This window comes from Streptomyces sp. NBC_00250, assembly GCF_036192275.1.
GTDB lineage: Bacteria > Actinomycetota > Actinomycetes > Streptomycetales > Streptomycetaceae > Streptomyces.
Genome location: NZ_CP108088.1, coordinates 2611399 through 2632531 on the forward strand (window position 1 = coordinate 2611399; position 21133 = coordinate 2632531).

The window sequence follows — 21133 nt, forward strand, 5'->3', positions numbered from 1 at the left end:
TCCGTCTTCCGGCCCTGCCCGTCGGGCCTGCCTTCCGGCCCTGCCCGCCCGGCTCTTACTCCCGGCCTTGCCCGTCCGGCGCTGACGGCCCGGCGTTCCCGTGTCGCTACCGCCCGGTGAAGCCCTCGGCCTCGCGGTCGCCCCTCGCCGCCGGAGGGTTACGGGGCACGGTGACCGTGACACGCAGCCCGTGCGGCTCGTTCGGTGCGAAGGCGATGCCGCCGCCGCCCGCCGTGAGCAGGACGCGGGTGATCGAGAGGCCGAGGCCCGATCCCTTGATGTTCTGGTGTCGGCCCGAGCGCCAGAAGCGGTCGCCGACCCGCCCCAGCTCCTCGTCGGTGAGTCCGGGGCCCTGGTCGGCGACGACGACGGCGACGCTCTCCCCGCCGGGCAGGGCCTTGGCCGTGACGCTGACCTCCTCCCCGGCCGGGGTGAACTTCAGCGCGTTGTCGATCACCGCGTCCAGCGCGCTGGAGAGCGCCACCGGGTCCGCCCAGGCGGTGACCGCCCCACAGTCCCCGGCGAGCACGACACCCTTGTCGTCGGCGACCGGCCGCCAGGACGCGACCCGCTCGGCCGTGAGCGCCCCGACGTCGATGAGCCGCAGCTCGGCGGCCGCGTGCTCGGCGAGGGCCAGGTCGAGGAGGTCGTCGAGGACCTGGGAGAGGCGCTTGCCCTCGGTCCGTACGGAGGCGATCTCCTCGTTGCCCTCGGGGAGCTCCATGGCGAGGAGCTCGATGCGCAGGAGCAGCGCGGCCAGCGGGTTGCGCAACTGGTGGGAGGCGTCGGCGACGAACGCCCGCTGCTGTTCGAGCGCCTCCTCGACGTTGTCGGCCATCTCGTTGAACGAGAGCGCCAGGCGCCGCAGTTCGGGCGGTCCGCCGGTCGCGGCGACCCGGGAGTTCATGCGCCCGGTCGCGATGTCGTGGGTGACGGAGTCGAGGACGCGTACGGGCCGCAGGACCCAGCCGGTGAGCCGGAAGGCGGCACCGACGGCGACGAGCATGGCCAGGGACTCGCCCGCGAAGATCAGCAGCCAGCCGCGCAGGATGCGGAGGCGGAGCTGTCCGGTGGGCGAGTCGGTGACGACGACGGCGACGACGTCCCCGTCACTGACGACCGGGGAGGCGACGGTGAGCCGTGCGTGGCCCTGCCAGGGCCACACCTGCGGCGGATCGTGGCTGCGCCGGCCGAGGAGAGCCTCGCGGAAGGCACGGCGGCCCTCCCCCTCGTACGGGACGACCCAGTCCTCGGGTGCGGCGGCCATGGACCGGTTGTCGCGGTAGAAGACGCCGGCCCGGATGCCGTACACGTCGTAGTAGCTGGCGAGTTCGCCGCCGAGGGTGGTGCGCCGCTCGTCGGCGCCGGGGTTCGTCTCGCTGACGAACTGGGCGAGCGCGGCGAAGCGGGCGGAGTCGTCGAGCCGGTCGACGACGACCCGCTGCTGTTCGGAGGCGGCGAGGCTGGCGGCGAGCGGGAAGCCGAGGGCGAGCAGGACGCCGGCCATCAGGATGATGAGCAGCGGAAGGAGGCGGGTGCGCACGAAGGGGCCGTCCGGCGGTCAGGCGGCGGGGGCGACCAGGCGGTAGCCGACGCCCCGCACGGTCTCGATCAGGGCGGGCATCCGGAGCTTGGAGCGCAGGGAGGCGACGTGCACCTCCAGGGTGCGGCCGGTCCCTTCCCAACTGGTGCGCCAGACCTCGCTGATGATCTGCTCGCGGCGGAAGACGACGCCGGGGCGCTGGGCGAGGAGGGCGAGCAGGTCGAACTCCTTGCGGGTGAGGGGCACGCTCTCGCCGTCGACGCTGACCCGGCGGGTGGGCAGCTCGATGGTGACGGAGCCGAGCCTCAGTCGGCTTCCGTCGGTGGTCGTGCCGCCGCCGCCCGCCGACTCCTCGGTTCCCGCGTGGCGCCGGCTGACGGCGTGGATGCGGGCGAGGAGCTCGCCGGGGTCGTAGGGCTTGACGACGTAGTCGTCGGCGCCGAGGTTGAGGCCGTGGATCCGGGAGCGTACGTCGCCGCGCGCGGTCACCATGATCACCGGGGTGGTGGTGAGCTTCCGGATGCGTCCGCAGACCTGGTAGCCGTCCTGGTCGGGCAGACCGAGGTCGAGCAGGATCACCCCGTAGGAGGGGCGCTCGCCCTGCGCGGTGGGCAGGACGGCCTGGAGCGCCTCCTCGCCGTTGCGGGCGTGGGTGACCGTGAAGCCGTGCTTGGCGAGGATCGCGGAGAGGGCGGCGGCGACATGATCGTCGTCCTCGACGAGCAGCAGTCGCATACGTACCTCCTCCGTGGTGATGTGCTGATGACGGCTCTCTGTGTACCAGGTGGTACCAGGGCATGAACACCGAACATCGGTGCCGAGTGGTGTTGCAGTCAAGTGTCGCCCGGTGACGCCGGTGTTTCTGTTATGCAGCCGGTACGGCCCGGGGTGTCCCGTTCACACACTGTGTCCGGTTGCGGCCGGATCGTTATCCTCAATTTCCGCTCAGATGTGATGACGGTCATCACATCGGGTCTCTAGTGTCCTCCCCAACCGAGGAGGACGGAGCTAGAGCCCGATGAGCGGAGAGTCAGTGTCCAAGGGTCCCGAGGACACCCCGCGCGCCGCGGACGACCTGGTCGTACTGTCCGGCGTGAACAAGCACTTCGGCGCACTGCATGTCCTCCAGGACATCGATCTGACGATCAGCCGCGGCGAAGTCGTGGTCGTCATCGGACCCTCCGGGTCCGGCAAGTCGACGCTGTGCCGCACGATCAACCGGCTGGAGAGCGTCGACTCCGGCATCATCACGATCGACGGCAAGCCGCTGCCGGCGGAGGGCAAGGAGCTCGCTCGCCTGCGTTCCGACGTCGGCATGGTCTTCCAGTCGTTCAACCTCTTCGCGCACAAGACGGTGCTCGAGAACGTGATGCTGGGCCAGATCAAGGTCCGGAAGACGGAGAAGAAGGCCGCCGAGGAGAAGGCCCGCGCCCTGCTGGACAGGGTCGGGGTCGGCACCCAGGCGGACAAGTACCCGGCGCAGCTCTCCGGCGGCCAGCAGCAGCGCGTGGCGATCGCCCGCGCGCTCGCGATGGGCCCGAAGGTCATGCTGTTCGACGAGCCGACCTCCGCGCTCGACCCCGAGATGATCAACGAGGTCCTCGAGGTCATGCAGCAACTGGCGCGGGACGGCATGACGATGGTGGTCGTGACCCACGAGATGGGCTTCGCGCGCTCCGCCGCCAACCGTGTCGTCTTCATGGCGGACGGTCGCATCGTCGAGCAGGCGACGCCCGAGGAGTTCTTCAGCAACCCGCGCAGCGACCGGGCCAAGGACTTCCTCTCCAAGATCCTTCACCACTGAGCGAGTTCGGGCCTATTCTTCCCAACTCACTTCTAGACCAAGGGACATTCCTCGATGAAGCTTCGTCGCACCCCCGCCGCCGCCGCGGCCGCCGTCGTCCTCGCGCTGACCGCCACCGCCTGTGGCACCGGCTCCGACTCGGGCAGCAACGGTGACAAGATCAACGTCGGCATCAAGTTCGACCAGCCCGGCCTGGGCCTGAAGACCCCGGACGGCAAGTACGCCGGCTTCGACGTGGACGTGGCCCGCTACGTCGCCAAGGAGCTCGGCTACGCCGAGGACAAGATCAACTTCAAGCAGGCGCCCAGCGCCGAGCGCGAGAACCTGATCAAGAACGGTGACGTCAAGTTCGTCGTCGCCAGCTACTCGATCAACGACAAGCGCAAGAAGGAGGTCGACTTCGCCGGTCCGTACTTCCTGACCCACCAGGACCTGCTCGTGCGCTCCGACGACAGCTCGATCACCAAGGTCGAGGACCTCAACTCCAAGAAGCTCTGCTCGGTCTCCGGCTCGACCTCCGCGCAGAACGTCAAGGAGAAGCTCGCCCCGAAGGCCGACCTCCAGCAGCTCGGCGGCTACTCCGAGTGCCTCACCGGCCTGGAGAACAAGCGCGTCGACGCGCTGACCACGGACGCTTCGATCCTCGCGGGCTACGCCTCGCAGAAGGAGCACCAGGGCAAGTTCAAGCTCGCCGGCCTGAAGATGAGCGACGAGAACTACGGCGTCGGCCTCAAGAAGGGCGACGACGAGCTGCGCGGCAAGATCAACAAGGCGCTGGAGAAGATGGTCTCCGACGGCACCTGGGAGAAGCTCGTCAAGGAGCACTTCGGCCCCTCCGGCTACAAGTACGAGCCCGCGCCGAAGGTCCAGAACTGACCTGACCCGCACCGGCCGTGACGGCCGCCCCCCACCCGGGGCGGCCGTCGCACCGGCACCGGCCGCTGCCCCCGCACCGGCCTCCACACCGACCGACCACCAGGGGAGAGCGCGGGCATCGTGTTCGACTTTCTTGATTCCGGGCAGTACGACCTGCTCGGCGCCTTCTGGGTGACGGCGCAGCTCGCCCTCTACTCGGCGATCGGCTCGCTGATCTGGGGCACCGCCCTGGTAGCGATGCGGGTCAGCCCGGTGCCCGTCATGCGGGCCTTCGCCACCGGGTACGTCAACATCGTCCGGAACACGCCGCTGACCGTGGTCATCGTGGCCTGCTCGTTCGGTCTCGACCAGACCCTGGGCATCACGCTCGGCGGCGGACGCTCGGAGGACATCGGCTTCCGGCTGGCGATCCTCGGGCTCGTCGCGTACACCGGCACCTTCGTCTGCGAGGCACTGCGCTCGGGCATCAACACCGTCCCGCCGGGCCAGGCCGAGGCCGCCCGCGCCCTCGGCCTCGGCTTCACCCAGGTCCTCACCCTGGTGGTGCTCCCGCAGGCCTTCCGTGCGGTGGTGACCCCGCTCGCCAACGTCCTCATCGCCCTCACCAAGAACACCACGGTGGCGGCGGCCATCGGCGCCGCCGAGGCGGCTCTCCTGATGAAGGAGATGATCGAGAACGAGGCCGACGCGCTCTTCGCCGTCTTCGCCGTCTTCGCGTTCGGCTTCATCCTCCTCACCCTCCCCACCGGCCTGATCCTGGGCTGGGCGGCCAAGCGTCTGGCGGTGAAGCGATGAGTTCCGTCCTGTACGACACTCCCGGCCCCCGCGCCAAGCGGCGGAACGTCCTCTACACGATCGGCTTCCTGGCCGTCCTCGGCCTGGTCGCGTGGTGGGTACTGGCGGCCCTGGCCGACAAGAACCAGCTGGACGCCGACAAGTGGAGTCCGTTCGTCACCGACTCCCGGGTCTGGACGACGTATCTGCTGCCCGGTCTGACGGAGACCCTGAAGGCCGCCGCGCTGTCGATCCTGATCGCGCTGCCGCTCGGCGCGCTCCTCGGTATCGGCCGGCTCTCCGACCACCGCTGGGTACGGGTGCCCGTCGGCACCGTCGTGGAGTTCTTCCGCGCCATCCCGGTCCTGCTCCTGATGATGTTCGCGGCCGCCCTGTACCGCGAGTTCACGACCGTCAGCTCCGACTTCCGCCCGCTGTACGCGGTCGTCACCGGCCTGGTGCTCTACAACGCCTCCGTGATCGCCGAGGTCGTCCGCGCCGGCGTGCTCTCGCTGCCCCGCGGCCAGGGCGACGCGGCCGAGGCGCTCGGTATGCGCAAGGGCCAGACCATGCTGTACGTCCTGCTCCCGCAGGCCGTCACCGTCATGCTCCCCGCCCTCGTCAGCCAGCTCGTCGTGATCGTCAAGGACACGGCGCTCGGTGGCGCGCTGCTCGGCTTCGCGGAGCTGCTCAGCCAGAACCGGCAGATCACGGCCAACTACGGCGCCAACACGATCGCCACGTTCACGGTCATCGCGCTGATCTACATCGTCATCAACGCGATCCTCACCAACCTCGCCGGACGCCTGGAGAAGCGCCTGCGTCGGGGCAAGAAGTCCGCCGCGGTGACCATCCCGGCCCAGCCCGGAGCGACCGAGGTGAAGAGCGACGCCGTCACCGGCGCCTGACTCCGAGGCAGGCCCACCGGCAGTGAGCGGTGGGACCCGACGGGGTCCGTGGGACAACAGGGGTGGGCCGGAGCGGTACTGACTTCAGGTCAGCCGCACCGCGCCCACCCCGTCGCTTGACGCAAGCACCCTCAGTGGGTTGCATACGGTCTGTGATCAAGCACCGGGCTCGTGCCACACTCAGATGTGCTGCCCCCATGACCGTCCGGCCTTCAGGAGCCGCGCCGTGGACCCGGTGATCATCGTGGGCGCGGGGCCTGTCGGCCTCGCGCTCTCCCTCGCGCTCGCCGCGCAGGGCGTGCCCAGCGTCGTCCTCGACGAGAGCTCGGGCAAGGACGAACCCCGCCCTGCCCGGAGCGTCGTGCTGCGCGCCGACATGGCCGCGATGGTCGAGCGGCTCGGCTGCACCACCCTCCGTGACGAGGGAGTCCGCTGGGTCGGCTGGCGCGGGATGCGCCGCCGCCAGGTGGTCCGCCACCTCGCGCTCGACCTGGGACTCGGCGGTACGGAGGAGTGGTCCGAGGACCCCGCCGCGCCCTCCGCCCCGGCCGCACCGCTGCACATCCCCCAGCACGCCCTCGCGCGCGGGCTGCGCGACGCCATCGCCCACCAGAAGCTGATCCGGCTCGTCACCGAGGCCCGCCTCGACACCATCGAGCAGGACCGCGACGGGGTCGTCGCCCACACCCGGGGCCCGGCGGGCACCTGGTGGCGGGGCAGCCACCTCGTCGGCTGCGACGGCGCCCGCTCGACCGTGCGCAAGCTGCTCGGGATCCGCTTCCCCGGCCGCACGGCGGTGGAGCGGCACGCGGTCGCCGCGCTCCGCACCGAACTCCCTTGGCCCGGCGAGGCCCTGCTGCACCGTCAGCCGCCGTGGCGCGGCGCCGCCGACGAGATCACCGCCCGGCCGCTGCCCGACGGGGTCTGGCGGATCGACTGGTTGCTGCCGCCAAGGGGCGACCTCGTCACCCCGGACGCGCTGGTCGCCCGGATCCGCGAGACCCTGGCCGGCTGGTGCGACGGGGTGACACCCCCGTACGAGCTCATCGACACCGGCGTCCACACCCTGCACCACCGGCTCGCCCGGCGCTGGCGGGTCGACCGGGTCCTCCTCGCCGGGGACGCGGCCCATCTGCTGGGCGCGGTCGGCACCCAGGGCCTCGACGAGGGGTTCCGGGACGTGGACAACCTCGCCTGGAAACTCGCCCACACCTGGCACCACGGCGCCTCCGAGCGGCTGCTCGACAGCTACCAGAGCGAGCGTCGCTCGGCCGTCGCCCACCGACTGCGCGGCGCCGACCAGTCGCTGCCGGTCCTGCGGGGCGGCGGCGGCCTGCGCACGTACCTCCCGGGGGCCACGCGCGGCCACGACGCCCTCCTCACCGACGGCCATGTGGGGCGCGGCCCGCTGGGCGCGCCCCCGGCGTACCCCCACTCCCCCCTCGCGCCTCCGTACACCGAGGGGCGGACCCCGGTCGGCACCCCGGAGGGCGCCCCGGTCGAGGACGTCCGCGTGACCGCCCCCGACGGCACGACCGTACGGCTCCGGGACCGGCTCGGTCAGGGCCGCCTCCTGGTCCTCCTGGTCGCCCCCGGCACCGGGGTGTGGGACCGGCGGCACTGGCGCGGCGCCGGGGTGATGCCCCGGCTCGAAGAGGCGGTCGCCGCCCTCCCGGCGAGGGCCGAGGTCCTGGTGACGGAGGCCTACCCGGGTGCCCCGGCCCACGCCGTCCTGCTGGTACGGCCCGACGGGCATCTCGTCGCGGCCTTCGCCGGGGTCCACCCGGAGGAGCTGTACGCGGCGGCGGACGCGGCCCGGGGCGGCTCCGCGACGGAGGACCCGGCGACCGAACCGCAGGGCACGAAGGCGGGGTCGAAGGCCGGGAAGAACGCTCGGGCGGATGCCGCGGCGGACACCGGGTCGGACACCGGGTCGGACGCGGGAACGAACGCCGGGTCGGACGCCGATTCGGGCCCTCGATCAGGCCCTCGATCGGGCGCCGAGGTGACCGCGGGGAGTGACCGCACAGCGGACATGCATTGATTCCCCCAGGCGCACATGGTGTACTCCGGAGCGTGACCGACACCGATGTGCGCCTGTGGCGGAGGGTCCATATGGACCTCGTCCGCTATGCGGGCTGCGTGTGTCGCCCGTCCTGCTGATCTCGCTCCCTTCCCCGCGCGCGCCCCGCCACCGACGTACGTCCCTCGTACCTCCGTGTGCCGTGCTGCCGCCGCGCGCTCTCAGCGAACCCAGGACGGTCACCCGTGTCACACCCCGCCCCCGCACGCCCCCCGAAGACCCCCACCGACGACTCCCCCGCCGCACGGACCGGCAGCTCCGGCACCCCCGGCCGTTCCGATGGCCCCTCCGGCGCCCCGACGGCGGCCGATCTCCTCGACTTCGTCCGGCGCACGGCGGCGGACCGGGAACTGGTCGACTCCCTGCCGCTGGACCCCGAGGGCCGTACCTGGGTGCGGCTCGACGGCCCCGGCGGCAGTGAGGCCTGGCTCATCGGCTGGCCGCCCGGCACCGGCACCGGCTGGCACGACCATGCCGAGTCTCTGGGCGCCTTCGCCACCGCGCGCGGCACGCTCACCGAGAACGCGCTGGCGGTCCGACTGCCGGCGGGCGGTTGGAAGACCCTGGAACTGGCCGACGGTCTCGACCGCTCCCGCCGCCTCGGCGAGGGCGTCGGCCGCGCCTTCGGCCGCCACCATGTGCACGAGGTCCTCAACGAGTCCCGGGACACCCACGCGGTGTCCGTGCACGCCTACTACCCGCCGCTCCCGCTGATCCGACGCTTCAGCCGGGCGGGCGCGGTACTCCGCCTTGAGCAGGTCGAACGCCCGGAGGACTGGCAGTGAGCGACGACGACCGCGTCGGCATCGACGAACTCCTGGACCGGGTCAGGTCCGGCCTCGACCGGATCGAGCCCAAGGCCGCCCACGAGGCGTACGAGGCGGGTGAAGCACTCCTGGTGGATACGCGGTACGCAGCCCTGCGCGAGCGGGACGGTCTGATCCCGGGCGCACTGGTGGTGGAACGCAATGAGCTGGAGTGGCGGCTGGACCCCCAGTGCAGCCACCGCGCGCCGGAGGCGGACAGCCACGACCTGCTGGTGGTGGTGCTCTGCAACGAGGGCTACGCCTCCTCCCTCGCGGCCGAGTCCCTGCGCCGCCTGGGCCTGCACCGCGCGACCGACCTGATCGGCGGCTTCCAGGCCTGGAAGGCGGCGGGCCTCCCGGTGCTGCTCCCGACAAAGACCGGCTGACGAAGCACAGTCGTGAACCGGACCGTGAGCTCGACCGTGGCCTCGGACCGTGAGTGAGCATGACCATGAGCTCGGACCGTGAGCTCGGCCACGGGCGCGGCCATGAGCACGACCATGAGCTCGGGCCGTGAGCTCGGCCACGGGTGCGGCCATGAGCTCGGCCACCGGCACTGCCACCGGCGCGGCCTCGACCGAGTCCTTCTGATCTCCCCCGGGGATCAGAAGGACTCGTCGAGTCCGTCCGTGTCCTCGCCCTCGGCCTCCAGGGCCTGGCGGACGACACGGAGGGCCATGCCCTCGGGATAGCCCTTGCGGGCGAGCATCCCGGCGAGCCGTCTCAGGCGCCGGTCGCGGTCGAGACCGCGGGTGGCGCGAAGCTTGCGGGCGACGAGCTCCCGCGCGGTGGCCTCCTCCTGGTCGGAGTCGAGCTGCTCCACCGCCTCCTGGATGAGGGTCGGCTCGACGCCCTTGGTCCGCAGCTCGCGGGCGAGGGCCCGGCGCGCGAGGCCCCGTCCGTGGTGGCGGGACTCCACCCAGGCCCCCGCGAAGGCGGCGTCGTCGATGAGCCCGACGTCCTCGAAGCGGGAGAGGACCTCCTCGGCCACCTCGTCGGGGATCTCCCGCTTGCGCAGCGCGTCGGCGAGCTGCTTGCGCGTGCGGGGGGTCCCGGTGAGCAGGCGCAGGCAGATCGCCCGCGCCCGCTCAGCCGGATCCTGGGGTGACAGCTCCTTCTCGGCCCTCGACGAGTCGGGGCTGTCACCCGGCCATTCGGTGCGACCGGTCACTGGTTCAGCTCTTGACCGCGGTGGCCTTGGTCGCCTTCACGGTCTTGCTCGCGGGTGCCGGGACGCTCTTGGCGGCGTCGTCCGTGCCGGCCGCGTCCGCGGCGGCAGCCGCGTCCGTCGCCGGTTCGGCCTTCGCGGCCTCGGGCCGGACGCCGACGCCCAGCTTCTCCTTGATCTTCTTCTCGATCTCGTCGGCGAGGTCGGGGTTGTCCTTCAGGAAGTTACGGGCGTTCTCCTTGCCCTGGCCGAGCTGGTCGCCCTCGTACGTGTACCAGGCACCGGCCTTGCGCACGAAGCCGTGCTCCACGCCCATGTCGATCAGACCGCCCTCGCGGCTGATGCCCTGGCCGTAGAGGATGTCGAACTCGGCCTGCTTGAAGGGGGGCGCGACCTTGTTCTTGACGACCTTGACGCGGGTGCGGTTGCCGACCGCGTCCGTGCCGTCCTTGAGGGTCTCGATACGGCGGATGTCGAGACGCACCGAAGCGTAGAACTTCAGGGCGCGGCCACCGGTCGTGGTCTCCGGCGAGCCGAACATCACGCCGATCTTCTCGCGGAGCTGGTTGATGAAGATCGCGGTGGTCTTGGACTGGTTGAGCGCGCTGGTGATCTTCCGGAGCGCCTGGCTCATCAGTCGGGCCTGGAGGCCGACGTGCGAGTCACCCATCTCGCCCTCGATCTCCGCACGCGGGACGAGCGCGGCGACGGAGTCGATGACGATCAGGTCGAGGGCGCCGGAGCGGACCAGCATGTCGACGATCTCAAGGGCCTGCTCGCCGTTGTCCGGCTGGGACAGGATGAGGTTGTCGATGTCCACGCCGAGCTTCTTGGCGTACTCGGGGTCGAGGGCGTGCTCGGCGTCCACGAAGGCCACCTGGCCGCCGGCCTTCTGGGCGTTGGCCACGGCGTGCAGGGTCAGGGTCGTCTTACCGGAGGACTCCGGTCCGTAGACCTCCACGACACGGCCGCGCGGCAGGCCACCGACGCCGAGGGCGATGTCGAGGGCGGTCGATCCGGTGGAGATCACCTCGATCGGCTCCTGGACGCGGTCACCCATGCGCATCACGGCGCCCTTGCCGAATTGGCGTTCAATCTGTGCGAGCGCGGCGTCGAGCGCCTTCTCGCGGTCGGTTCCTGCCATGGGTTCCACCCGGTTTGCTTGAGTCGATCGCTTCATGTGAAAGACGCTAACCCCTGCCACTGACAATGGGCCCCGACGTCCCCTCCGGCCTGTGGACAACTCGGCGACAAGCCCGAGATTCCAAGGGCCGGGCTTCCATGAGAATGGATGTTCGATTTCAGTGTCAAGCACACTCCGGGGTGACACGCCGACCTGATGCGACCGAGCGTTCCCGTTGGCCACCGAGCGTCGCAGCGGCGACGCCGACCCCACCCTCGCCGCCGTCCGCGGGACACGGGCCCGGGATGACAGCCCATGTCCCGCCTGCCCGTAGAACCTCGGCGCCCCTTGAACGCCTCCGAGCGAGCCGTGCTGGAGCACATCCTCTCGGCCGACTTCACGGGGGCGTCGGAGCTTCGCAATCACCTGGACCGGACGGAGGTCGTGACCCTCTGAGCGCCCGGGTCGATGAGCGTGGATCTGCGCGCCCTGCCTCCGGCGCAGCCTGCCGCCAAGCCCGACGAGCTGGTGCCCGTCGACGCTCAATCCATGACAAGTCCGGCGAGTACAGCGGGGAGCTGCTGGTGTGGACCGACAAGGGCACCACCCTGGCCGGCCTGGAGTACGCCTGGATCGGCGACGAGATGCCGAGCTCCTTGCCGCCTGCCCACCGGGTGCGGGCCGCCGCGCGCTGACCGTCCGCGCGCCGACGGTCCGCGCGCGGAGAAGGCGCCAGGAAGGCGCCTCGTCCCCGTCAGGACGGTCACGCCCTTCCCCACCCATCTCCGGCACCTCGACAACAGAATGGCCTCATGAGCTCCAGCGACGACGACGCGATCACGCAGGTCGAACGGCACTTCGGAGTCCGTCTGCCACCGGACTACCGGCACTTCCTGTCCACGCAGGGGAGCATGAGCCGGTTCGTTCCCCCTGCAGACGACTTCCTGATGATCAACGACGTTACCGAGCTGATCGCCGTCAACGAGGCCGGAGAGTTCCGGCGACGATTTCCCGGAAGCCTCGTCATCGGCGGGGACGGAAGCCGCGAAATGCTCGCCTACGACTTCCGGCAGGAACCTCCACCTCTGGCGCTGATCGACGTTTCCGCTCAGGCCTGGTCGTCCGCCATCCACCAGGCGGTTTCGCTGTCCGCCCTGCTTGAGCAGTTCCCCGAAACAGGCTGGAAGTGGGACGACTCCGAGCCGTAGTCCCGCTGACCAGGCGGGCCTGGACCTGCTCCTCCGTACGTCGGCGGCGCACGTCGTACGGTCCCGGGGGCCGGCCGGGCGAGTGCCACGCCTCCCCGATGTCCCACTCGGTGACGCGGCCATGTCCGACCGGAGCTTGGGCCGGGGCGCGACGTGGGCCGATGCCATGTCTCACCCAGGGCGCCGGTCCGGAACGCCGCTCCCGCTCTTGCCGATGCCCCAGGCGCGAACGGGTCGCGGCCCACCGGCGCGCCCGCTCCGCCGAGCACTCGAACGACCCGTGAGCAGGACGCGAGCGCGAGCAGGCGTCTCTATCTCCAACCTGCGTTGTTCCTAGAATGGCCAGGTGGAGGACATCGAAGCAATCGCCATGCTGCAGGATCCGGTGCGGCGCCGCCTGTACGAGTACGTGGCGGCACAGGGCCGCGAGGTGGGCCGCAACGAGGCCTCCGAGGCCCTCGGGGTGGCGCGCACGCTCGCCGCGCACCATCTGGACAAGCTGACCGAGGCCGGGCTCCTGGAAAGCGGCAGCCGCCGCCTGACGGGCCGCTCAGGGCCGGGAGCGGGCCGCCCCGCCAAGGTGTACACGCGGGCGGCGACCGAGCGGTCGGTGTCGCTGCCCGCCCGCGACTACCGCATTGCCGCCGAGCTGCTCGCCGAGGCCGCCGAGCACGCCGGGCTCGACGCCGCGCTCTGCGCGGCCGCACGCCGCCGCGGTGAGGCCATGCGTGGCTCGGCCGCACCCTGCGGCGACCTCGATGAGGCCATGAAGACGCTGGCCGCACGCGGATACGAACCGCACCTGGAAGACGTCGGGGATATCGGGGGTGCCGGGGATGTCGGGGATACCGCCGGTGCCAGGGATGCCGAAAGTCCCGAGCCCGGGGCCGCCGCCGGCCCCGTCGTCCGTATGCGCAACTGCCCCTTCCACGCCGTCGCCGAACGCTTCCCGCCACTCGTCTGCGGCATGAACCTCGCACTCCTTGAGGGGCTGCTCGGCACGGACGGCCCCGTCCGCGCCCGCATGGACGCACGACCCGGGGAGTGCTGCGTGGTGGTCGAACCTTCTAAAAACAATGTTGATTGACATAGAAAAGCGGGCCGTGCTGGGATGGGGCCATGACCGCATCCGCGCATGCCGCTCACCTCGCCCAGCTCAACATCGCCACGCTCCTCCACCCCTTCGACGACCCGCGCGTGGCGCCGTTCATCGAGATGCTCGATCCGGTCAACTCCGCCGCCGACGGCGCGCCCGGCTTCGTGTGGCGGCTGGTGGAGGAAGGCGCGGCCGACGCCACCGGCCTGCGCCCGGCGGGCGAGGACGTGATCGTCAACCTGTCGGTGTGGGAGAACCAGGACGCGCTGTGGGACTTCGCCTACCGCAGCGGGCACCTGGAGGTGATGCGGCGGCGGCGCGAGTGGTTCCAACGGCACGTCGAGGCGCACATGGTGCTCTGGTGGGTCCCCGCCGGACACCTTCCGACCGTCGGCGAGGCCCTGGAACGGCTCGCGGACCTGCGGGCACACGGCCCGTCCCCGCGCGCGTTCACCTTCGCCTCCTCCTACAGCGCCGCCGAGGCCGCCGAGCACGTCCAGGCAGCCGTACCGCCCGCGTAACTCGACCAGCCCAGCCCAGCCCGCCCGGAGCCCGAGGCCAACGCCGACACCCCAACTGGGCAGCGGCAGAAACACTCTCGTACGGCTCTCGCGAGGCACTGTGGCGTCCGGCCGCTCAGCAGACGGCCCTACCCGTCCGCCGAAGGGTGCGGGAGCACCGTCCACAGGTCCCCGCCGCCCGTGTCCAGCCGCATCAGCGTGAGCGCCTTCGCCGGGAGCGGTTGCGTCCGCAGGGCATGGAGGTCCGCGGTGGGGGCGAGGTCCCGGGTGGCCGTCTCCAGGATCGTGCCGAGGGTCGGCGCGTCGCCGGCCAGCGGGCCGAGCGCGCCGGTGACCAGGCTGCCGAGGACCTTGCGGCGGAGCGTGGCCGGGTCGTCGTTCAGGAGGCGCCCGCTGATGGGCGGGGCCGCGATGCCGTGCCGGGCCAGTCGGGCGGGGCTGATGCGGATGTCGGCGAGGTCCCGGTAGACGAGGCGCCGGGTCCGGTCTTCGGCGTCGACGACAGCGAGCAGGTTCTGGCCGTGCGCCTCCAGGGCCACCCCGAGGTCGAGCAGTTCCAGGCAGACGTCGAGGGCGAGGCGCGCGAACTCGACGACCCGGTCGAGCCGTTCACCCGCCGCACGCGGCGCGAGGAGCGCGGGAAGGGCCGCCACCGGAACGACCCTCTCCCCGGCGGCCGAGTCCGCGTGGACATGCGGCGACTCCCGAAGAAGCGCCGCGAGATCGGCCATTCCCGCCCCGGCCGCCGCCGACGTCCGCGCGATGTGCAGCCGGCCGTCGAGCCGGCGGGCGAGCCGCTCGACGAACTCGGACGTCGCGACGGCATGAGTGACGGTGTACGCCGAGATGTCCCGCACGGTCGAGGTGAGCCGGGTGGTCAACGACGTCTTGACGTGGGTGTCGCCTCCCATGTCGAGCGTCCGCAGCGACAGCAGGGGGTGGGCGTCCGGACCGGGCCGCAACGCGAAGCCGGAAAGGCCGGAAAGGCCGGAAGGGCCGGAAGGGCCGGACAGGACGTGCCTGGCCTGCCAGGGGTGGACGGGGATCAGCACGGTGGATCCGTCGCGAAGCTCGCTCGGCCACTCCCCCGACACCGTAGCCCCCTCGACCGCGGCCAGCCGCAGACCGACCACGGGCCGGTGCTCCGGCGCGTACGCGAGCTGCTCGGCGGCGGAGAAGCCGGGCCGGGAGCGGCAGCACGGATGGTACGGATGCCCGTCGGTCTCCCCCTGCTCCCACTCCCACGGGTCCACGGGCGGCGCCTCCCGCCGAGGGGCCGTGCGGGAAAGGGCCAGCGACGCGACGCTGTGGTCGAGCTCGGCTGCCAGCCGCCCGCCCTGCGGAACGGTCAGGGCCACCACCAGCTCAGCCGGATGGTCGTACCGGACCCCGTCGAGGTCCAGCCCGGTCGCGGACACCGCCGTCGCCCAGGGATCCGACTGCGGACCGCACAGTCGCCGGCCGTCCTCCAGAAGCAGCGTGACGCCTTCTCGGCCGACCGTACGCGCGGCGACCCAGGGAAACGGCTCATGGACGAGCCCGCGCCACAGCCGGGTCAGCACGGCGGCCCTCGCGCCCGGAAGTTCGGCGGCGTACGCGGCCGTCAGCGCCGGTCGTACGGTGTCCAGCTCGGCGGCGAGCGTCCGCTCCGCGACGGTTCGGCCCATGCGGATGTTCTATCGCGGTCGAACGCGATCCACACATACTGAAGTCGATGAACTCACTCGCGCGGGCCGCCGACGCACTGGCGGTGACGCCCCTGCTCAACTGCCTGCTCCGCGAGGCGGCAGACCCGACGACGGACCCGGCTGACCCGACGACGGACCTGTCCACGGCCCCACCCCGCACCGGCCACGGAAACCAGGGCACCAGCACCAGCGAAACCACCCCGTACGCCGTCCACCGCCTGCGCGTCAGCGGCCGGCTCCTGCGGGTCCGTCCCGGCCATCGCCCCTCCGCCCCCGAACTGTGGACGGGGCGCACCTGGCGGATCCTCCGCCACGCCGAGCTCGTCGACCTCGCGGTCCAGGAGATGTACGCCTCCACCGGCCGGGGCAATCCCGCCCTGGCCGCCGAGATGACCGCCAGCCGCACCGCCGTGCAGGCCGTGCTCGCCGCACGCGCCCGCGTGGCGCCGCCCGAGGACCCCTGGCTGCGCTCCGAACAGGCACTGGTCATGGGCCACCCGTACCACCCGGCCCCCAAGGCACGCGTCTTCGACGGCCCCCCTGCCGACTGGCTGCGCTACGCGCCCGAGGCGCATGCCCAGTTCCCGCTCGTGCTGCTCGGTGTACGCGAGGACGCGGTGGTCGAGGACGGCGACACCCGAGCCCTCGACACCCTCGGCGAGGCACCCCCCGGCTACCGCCTGCTTCCGGCCCACCCCTGGCAGCTCGCGCTCTCCGACCGCACTACGCGCGTGCGTGCCGCCTTCGCCGAGGGCAAGCTCATCCGACTGGGCGTCACACCCCGGCCGGCCCGGCCGACCGCCTCGGTCCGCACACTGCACCTGCCCGGGGACGATGCGCGGACCACCGGCACCGGGGACCTGTTCCTCAAGTTCAGTCTCGACGTCCGGATCACCAACGACATCCGCCGCATGCGGCGGCACGAACTGCTCCAGGTGCGCCGCACCGACCCCGTCGTGACCGCCGCCTTCGCCACCATGGGCGGCCCGGCGTCCTGGCTCAGCGACCGCGGCTACCGCACCGTGGACGGTCTCTTCGAGACCTGCGCCGTCCTCGTCCGGGACGGCCTCGACCGGCATCTGGCCCCGGGCTCGACCGCGGTGCTGTCCGCCGCGCTCGCCGAGGGCTTCCCCGGCAACCCCCTCGACCGGATCACCAACCCCAGGCCCTGGTGGGCGGCGTATCTGCGATGTGTCGTGGCGCCCGTCCTGAAGGCGTTCGCCCGCTTCGGGGTCGTCGTGGAGTGCCACCTGCAGAACACCCTGATCGCCGTGGACACCCACGGCACACCCGTCCAGTCCGTCTTCCGCGACGCGGAGGGCGCCAAGGCGATCCCCGAGATGCCTCGCGCAGCAGCCTGGCGCAGGCTCGTGTACTGCCTCGTCGTGAACAACCTCTCCGAGATCGCCGGCGCCCTCACTCACCGTTTCCCGGACTCCGGCCCCGCGCTGTGGGCCATGGCCCGCGCCGAGTTCGAGCGTGGCGCCCGGCTGCCGGTGCTCCCCGACATCAAGGCCCTGCTCGACTCCCCCACCGTCCCCGGCAAGGCCAACCTGCTCTCCCGCTGGCTCCGCGCGGAGGGCACCGCGCCCCACTACCTCCCGGTGCCCAACCCCCTCACGACCGCCTAGGACTCCGTACGGCCCTGCTCCAGGCCCTGACCCTGCTCCAGGCCCCGGTCAAGCTCCACGTCCTGGTTCTGGCCCCGTCCCCGCTCCCGCTCCCGACGCGCCCGCACCCCCCGCACCCCCCGAGTGATCCCGTACCCCAGCACCCAGGGCAGCACGGTGATCCCCAGGACATACACGAGGACGTAACCGAGCACGTCCTCACCGTAGGTGGACTCGTCCCACCTGTCCGCGGGCAGGACGATCACGGTCGCCGAGACCGCGACCGGCACCAGCGGCAGCAGGACGGACCAGAGCCGCGGCCACCACCCGGGCCGCCGGGCGCACCACACCCCCATTCCACCCATGACGAAGGGCCCGAACGGCACCCACAGCACCACGGGCACGAACAGCAACGCCCACCACTCGTCCGAGTACCCGAACATCATCGAAGCCCCCCAAGCCCCTCGGCCCGCACACTGCCGTCCCCACGAACCGTCCCCCGCCTATCCTTCGACGCATGCCCCTCCCCCTCCGTTCCCCGGGCGGCGGGCGTCTTTCGCCGCGGGCCGCCGATGCGCTCGTGGCGGGTGTCGTCCTGGTCGTCGTCGCCGTATGGACGCTCGTCTCCGCGCAGTACGCGAGCGAGCCCGCCGTCCGTACGGTGCTCGGCTGGGCGCTCATCCTGGTCGGGTGCGGGGCGCTGTACTTCCGGCGGCGACAGCCGGTCGCCGTCGCGGTCGTGACGCTGCTCGCCTGCGTCGTCTACTACCCGCTGTCCGCACAGGACGGCCCGCTCATGATCGCCTTCGCGCTCGCGCTCTACACGACCGCCGCCGAGGGCCGCTTCTCCGCCTCCGTCGCGCTCGCCGCCGTCACCCTGCTCGCGGTGGGACTCGGCGAGATCCGGCAGCGGCCGGGGCACCGGCAGATCGACGACACCTCGCTCGTGATGCTGGCCGGCTGGCTGGTCAGCCTCGTTGCCGTGGGACGGGCCCAGCGCACCCGGATCGCCTATCTCCACGAGGTGGAGCAGCGGGCGCTCGCCGCCGAGCGGGAGCAGGAGGCCCGGGCCCGGCAGAGCGCGACCGAGGAGCGGCTGCGGATCGCCCGCGAAGTGCACGACGTGCTCGGCCACAGCATCTCGCTGATCAACGTCCAGTCCGGTGCCGCCCTGCACCACCTCGGCAAGGGGCCGGCCCCGGAAGCAGGTCTCGTCACCGCCACCGAGGCCCTGGAGGCGGTGAAGGCCACCAGCAAGGACGCGCTGCGCGAGCTGCGGGCGACCCTCGGGGTGCTGCGCCGCGCCGACGAACCCACGCCGACCGCCCCGTCCTCCTCGGGCCTGGCGCTCCTCGGCGACCTCGTCGCACGCGCGCGTAGTGCCGGTCTGGACGTCCGTACCGACGTCACGGGCACGCCCGTACCCCTGCCGCCGCCGGTCGACCTCGCCGCGTACCGGATCGTGCAGGAGTCGCTGACGAACATCACGCGCCACGCGGGCGCGAGGACCGTCCACATCACCCTCGACTGGGGCGCGGACGCGGTACGGCTGCGGATCGCGGACGACGGAGAGGGCGCGCCGGAGGGCCGGCCTCTCGGCAGCGGCATCCGGGGCATGGCCGAGCGGGCCCGTGCGTACGGCGGCGAGCTGACCGCCGAGAATGGGGCCGACGGCGGTTTCCTGGTGGACGCCCGCCTCCCGCTCACAGAACCCACCACGTCCGAGGGGGACCCCCGATGATCCGTGTCGTGCTGGCCGACGACCAGACCCTGGTCCGGGCCGGCTTCCGGTCGATCCTCTCCGACGAGGAGGACATCGAGGTCGTCGGCGAGGCGGGGGACGGCGAGCAGGCGATCGCGCTCGCCCGTGAACTGCGCCCGGACGTGGTCCTGATGGACATCCGCATGCCGGTGCTCGACGGACTGGAGGCCACCCGCCGCATCACCGCCGACCAGCGGCTCGAAGGGGTACGGGTGGTCATCCTGACCACCTTCGACGCGGACGACCATGTGTACGGGGCGCTGCGCGCGGGCGCGTCGGGTTTCCTCGTGAAGGACACCGAGCCGATGGAACTGCTGCACGCGGTAAGGGTCGTGGCGCGCGGCGACGCCCTGATCGCCCCGGCCGTGACCCGCCGTCTGATCGCCGAGTTCGCGGGCCGGGCCGACCGGCAGCCGGACCCGAGCCCCCGGCTCAACGCCCTCACCGAGCGCGAGCGCGAGGTTCTCGGCCTGGTGGGCGCCGGACTCTCCAACGACGAGATCGCGGGCCGCCTCGTCCTCTCCCCCGCGACCGCGAAGACGCACGTCAGCCGGATCATGACCAAGCTGGCCGTACGGGACCGGGCGCAGCTGGTGATCCTGGCGTACGAGTCCGGAATGATCACGCCGGGCTGGCTGGCCTGACCGACGGCCGTCCCCCTCGGCGGCACCCCGACCCCTAGGTGGCGGGAAGCGCTCGGCACAACTCACGGGGTACGCGCGCGTGGGCAGGCACAACCGCTGGGGTACGGCCACTGTCCTCCCGGGGGTGACGCCACGCCCCTGACCGTACGCCGACGCTGATCGGGTGAATCAGGACGTACTCGATCTCGCGCGGCTGCAGTTCGCCCTCACGGCCGGAGGGCACTTCCTCTTCGTCGCCCTCACCCTGGGGCTCGCGACCGTCGTGGCCGTGCTCCAGACGCGGGCCACGTTCAGCCGGAAGCCGCTGCACGCGCGCATGGTGCGGTTCTGGGGCCAGCTGTACGTGATCAACTACGCGGTCGGCATCGTCACCGGCCTGGTGATGGAGTTCCAGTTCGGCATGGCCTGGAGCGGGCTCACCCACGAGGCGGGCAACATCCTCGGGGCCTCCCTCGCCGTCGAGACGATCGTCGCGTTCTTCGTCGAGTCGACCTTCCTCGGTCTGTGGATCTTCGGCTGGAACCGGCTCAACCGCTGGGCCCACCTGGCCGCGATCTGGATCGTCGTCCTGACCGCCTACGTCTCGGCGTACTGGATCCTCGTCTCCAACGGCTTCCTCAACCACCCAGTGGGTTACGGCTCCGAGGACGGCGAGCTCGTCCTCGACGACCCGCTCGCGGTCCTGACCAACCCCTCCGCGCTGCTCGCCTTCGGGCACATCGTGGCGGGGGCACTGCTCACGGCCGGCTTCTTCATGGCCGGGGTGAGCGCGTACCACCTGTTCCGGCGCAGCCCGGAGTGGGAGTTCTTCGGCCGCAGTCTGCGGATCGGGGTGTTCCTGTCGGCGCCCGCGCTGATGGTGACCGCAATCTTCGGCGGGGTGCAGTTCGCCGTCCTCGACACCTTCCAGCCGATGAAGTCGGCCGTGTTCAGTGGAAAGACCGCGGAGATCGCGCGGGTCCAGGCAGAGCTGACGGAGCGCTTCGGGCCCGGCGACTACGTGCCCTCCGAGGCATGGACCCGGGGCGGCGCCCTACTGATGCTGATCAGCTTCGCCCTGATGATGTACCTGTGCTTCGCCGGGGTGATCCTGGCTGCCTTCAAGAAGGCCGTCTTCCGGTTCCGGCTGTGGCATCTCGTCCTGATGGCGGCCGTACCGCTGCCGTACATCGCGATGATCAGCGGCTGGGTCTTCCGGGAGTCCGGCCGGCAGCCCTGGGTGGTCTACGGGCTGCTGAAGACGGAGGACGCGGTCTCGGACCTCTCCTCCGGCACCATGCGCCTCTCCCTCATCGTCTTCACCACGGTCTTCTTCCTGCTCGCCGTCCTCAACGCCTGGCTGCTCACCCGGCACGCCCGTCGAGGCCCGGTCGACTCCGGTCTCGGCCACGACGAACGTCCTTCCCGGGGAGGGGACGGGAAGGACGGGGAGGGCGAGGACGAAGCGCCGGACCCGGCCGACGCCCTCCCCGCGCCCCGCTACTGACCCTGTCCCCCTGACCCCTGACGCCTGACCCCT

Annotated in this window: 21 protein-coding genes; 15 read left to right on the top strand and 6 right to left on the bottom strand. The window is 71.6% G+C overall.

Annotated features, from left to right (window positions below; genetic code table 11):
- Positions 1–106: 106 nt before the first annotated feature.
- The gene (locus OG259_RS11595; RefSeq protein ID WP_328942212.1) at positions 107–1543 is read right to left on the bottom strand and encodes a sensor histidine kinase; all 1437 of its coding nucleotides are present in this window, start codon (positions 1541–1543) and stop codon (positions 107–109) included.
- Between the two features lie 18 nt (positions 1544–1561).
- Entirely contained in the window at positions 1562–2278 is a 717-nt protein-coding gene (locus OG259_RS11600) for a response regulator transcription factor (protein ID WP_328942213.1), read from the bottom strand.
- 283 nt (positions 2279–2561) lie between these two features.
- Between OG259_RS11600 and OG259_RS11605 the strand changes: the two genes are divergently transcribed.
- From OG259_RS11605 to OG259_RS11640, 8 genes are all read left to right on the top strand, one after another.
- Positions 2562–3347, top strand: a complete 786-nt coding sequence (locus tag OG259_RS11605; protein WP_328942214.1) for an amino acid ABC transporter ATP-binding protein — start codon at positions 2562–2564, stop codon at positions 3345–3347.
- A 54-nt stretch (positions 3348–3401) separates the two neighbouring features.
- Positions 3402–4223 carry a glutamate ABC transporter substrate-binding protein gene (locus OG259_RS11610; protein ID WP_328942215.1) on the top strand — a complete coding sequence of 274 codons (822 nt, stop codon included), beginning with the start codon at positions 3402–3404 and terminating at the stop codon, positions 4221–4223.
- 120 nt (positions 4224–4343) lie between these two features.
- Complete coding sequence (locus OG259_RS11615) at positions 4344–5018, top strand: amino acid ABC transporter permease (protein ID WP_328942216.1); 675 nt, start codon at positions 4344–4346, stop codon at positions 5016–5018.
- On the top strand, positions 5015–5905 hold the full coding sequence (locus tag OG259_RS11620) for an amino acid ABC transporter permease (protein ID WP_328942217.1): 891 nt from the start codon (positions 5015–5017) through the stop codon (positions 5903–5905). Before OG259_RS11615 ends, OG259_RS11620 begins: the two co-directional genes overlap by 4 nt.
- 226 nt (positions 5906–6131) lie before the next feature.
- On the top strand, positions 6132–7949 hold the full coding sequence (locus OG259_RS11625; protein ID WP_328942218.1) for an FAD-dependent monooxygenase: 1818 nt from the start codon (positions 6132–6134) through the stop codon (positions 7947–7949).
- A gap of 47 nt (positions 7950–7996) precedes the next feature.
- Positions 7997–8068 carry a putative leader peptide gene (locus OG259_RS11630; protein WP_309544753.1) on the top strand — a complete coding sequence of 24 codons (72 nt, stop codon included), beginning with the start codon at positions 7997–7999 and terminating at the stop codon, positions 8066–8068.
- 105 nt (positions 8069–8173) lie between these two features.
- Positions 8174–8773, top strand: coding sequence for a cysteine dioxygenase (locus OG259_RS11635; RefSeq protein ID WP_328942219.1), 600 nt, complete (start codon positions 8174–8176; stop codon positions 8771–8773).
- Entirely contained in the window at positions 8770–9180 is a 411-nt protein-coding gene (locus OG259_RS11640) for a rhodanese-like domain-containing protein (RefSeq protein WP_328942220.1), read from the top strand. Before OG259_RS11635 ends, OG259_RS11640 begins: the two co-directional genes overlap by 4 nt.
- Positions 9181–9398: 218 nt before the next feature.
- Here the strand turns inward: OG259_RS11640 and recX are convergent, their stop codons facing one another.
- Positions 9399–9965, bottom strand: a complete 567-nt coding sequence (gene recX, locus OG259_RS11645; protein WP_328942221.1) for a recombination regulator RecX — start codon at positions 9963–9965, stop codon at positions 9399–9401.
- Positions 9966–9969: 4 nt separating this feature from the next.
- Positions 9970–11115, bottom strand: a complete 1146-nt coding sequence (recA, locus tag OG259_RS11650) for a recombinase RecA (protein WP_328947059.1) — start codon at positions 11113–11115, stop codon at positions 9970–9972.
- Positions 11116–11897: 782 nt separating this feature from the next.
- Here recA and OG259_RS11655 point away from each other — a divergent pair.
- From OG259_RS11655 to OG259_RS11670, 3 genes are all read left to right on the top strand, one after another.
- Complete coding sequence (locus OG259_RS11655) at positions 11898–12293, top strand: SMI1/KNR4 family protein (protein ID WP_328942222.1); 396 nt, start codon at positions 11898–11900, stop codon at positions 12291–12293.
- 346 nt (positions 12294–12639) lie between these two features.
- A complete protein-coding gene (locus OG259_RS11665; protein WP_328942223.1) occupies positions 12640–13380 on the top strand; it encodes a helix-turn-helix transcriptional regulator in 741 nt (246 codons plus the stop codon).
- Positions 13381–13412: 32 nt separating this feature from the next.
- Positions 13413–13910, top strand: a complete 498-nt coding sequence (locus OG259_RS11670; RefSeq protein ID WP_328942224.1) for a DUF3291 domain-containing protein — start codon at positions 13413–13415, stop codon at positions 13908–13910.
- A gap of 128 nt (positions 13911–14038) precedes the next feature.
- Here OG259_RS11670 and OG259_RS11675 read toward each other — a convergent pair whose 3' ends face one another.
- Positions 14039–15577 (bottom strand): IucA/IucC family siderophore biosynthesis protein, encoded by a 1539-nt coding sequence (locus OG259_RS11675; protein WP_328942225.1) that lies wholly within the window; start codon positions 15575–15577, stop codon positions 14039–14041.
- A 47-nt stretch (positions 15578–15624) separates the two neighbouring features.
- Here OG259_RS11675 and OG259_RS11680 point away from each other — a divergent pair, with 47 nt between their 5' ends.
- A complete protein-coding gene (locus tag OG259_RS11680) occupies positions 15625–17229 on the top strand; it encodes an IucA/IucC family protein (protein ID WP_328942226.1) in 1605 nt (534 codons plus the stop codon).
- Here OG259_RS11680 and OG259_RS11685 read toward each other — a convergent pair.
- A complete protein-coding gene (locus OG259_RS11685; protein WP_328942227.1) occupies positions 17226–17654 on the bottom strand; it encodes a hypothetical protein in 429 nt (142 codons plus the stop codon). The two genes, OG259_RS11680 and OG259_RS11685, sit on opposite strands and share 4 nt — an antisense overlap.
- A gap of 71 nt (positions 17655–17725) precedes the next feature.
- Between OG259_RS11685 and OG259_RS11690 the strand changes: the two genes are divergently transcribed.
- From OG259_RS11690 to OG259_RS11700, 3 genes are all read left to right on the top strand, one after another.
- Positions 17726–18949 (top strand): sensor histidine kinase, encoded by a 1224-nt coding sequence (locus OG259_RS11690; RefSeq protein WP_328942228.1) that lies wholly within the window; start codon positions 17726–17728, stop codon positions 18947–18949.
- On the top strand, positions 18946–19614 hold the full coding sequence (locus tag OG259_RS11695; protein WP_266897379.1) for a response regulator: 669 nt from the start codon (positions 18946–18948) through the stop codon (positions 19612–19614). Before OG259_RS11690 ends, OG259_RS11695 begins: the two co-directional genes overlap by 4 nt.
- Positions 19615–19777: 163 nt before the next feature.
- The gene (locus OG259_RS11700; protein ID WP_328942229.1) at positions 19778–21100 is read left to right on the top strand and encodes a cytochrome ubiquinol oxidase subunit I; all 1323 of its coding nucleotides are present in this window, start codon (positions 19778–19780) and stop codon (positions 21098–21100) included.
- Positions 21101–21133: the final 33 nt, after the last annotated feature.

Excerpts from the sequence above, each read along its gene's own strand:
- OG259_RS11600 (WP_328942213.1), bottom strand. The coding sequence starts at position 2,278 with ATGCGACTGCTGCTCGTCGAGGACGACGATCATGTCGCCGCCGCCCTC.
- OG259_RS11610 (WP_328942215.1), top strand. The coding sequence starts at position 3,402 with ATGAAGCTTCGTCGCACCCCCGCCGCCGCCGCGGCCGCCGTCGTCCTC.
- OG259_RS11675 (WP_328942225.1), bottom strand. The coding sequence starts at position 15,577 with ATGGGCCGAACCGTCGCGGAGCGGACGCTCGCCGCCGAGCTGGACACC.
- OG259_RS11695 (WP_266897379.1), top strand. The coding sequence starts at position 18,946 with ATGATCCGTGTCGTGCTGGCCGACGACCAGACCCTGGTCCGGGCCGGC.
- OG259_RS11670 (WP_328942224.1), top strand. The coding sequence starts at position 13,413 with ATGACCGCATCCGCGCATGCCGCTCACCTCGCCCAGCTCAACATCGCC.
- OG259_RS11680 (WP_328942226.1), top strand. The coding sequence starts at position 15,625 with ATGAACTCACTCGCGCGGGCCGCCGACGCACTGGCGGTGACGCCCCTG.
- OG259_RS11685 (WP_328942227.1), bottom strand. The coding sequence starts at position 17,654 with ATGATGTTCGGGTACTCGGACGAGTGGTGGGCGTTGCTGTTCGTGCCC.
- OG259_RS11655 (WP_328942222.1), top strand. The coding sequence starts at position 11,898 with ATGAGCTCCAGCGACGACGACGCGATCACGCAGGTCGAACGGCACTTC.
- OG259_RS11620 (WP_328942217.1), top strand. The coding sequence starts at position 5,015 with ATGAGTTCCGTCCTGTACGACACTCCCGGCCCCCGCGCCAAGCGGCGG.
- OG259_RS11605 (WP_328942214.1), top strand. The coding sequence starts at position 2,562 with ATGAGCGGAGAGTCAGTGTCCAAGGGTCCCGAGGACACCCCGCGCGCC.
- OG259_RS11690 (WP_328942228.1), top strand. The coding sequence starts at position 17,726 with ATGCCCCTCCCCCTCCGTTCCCCGGGCGGCGGGCGTCTTTCGCCGCGG.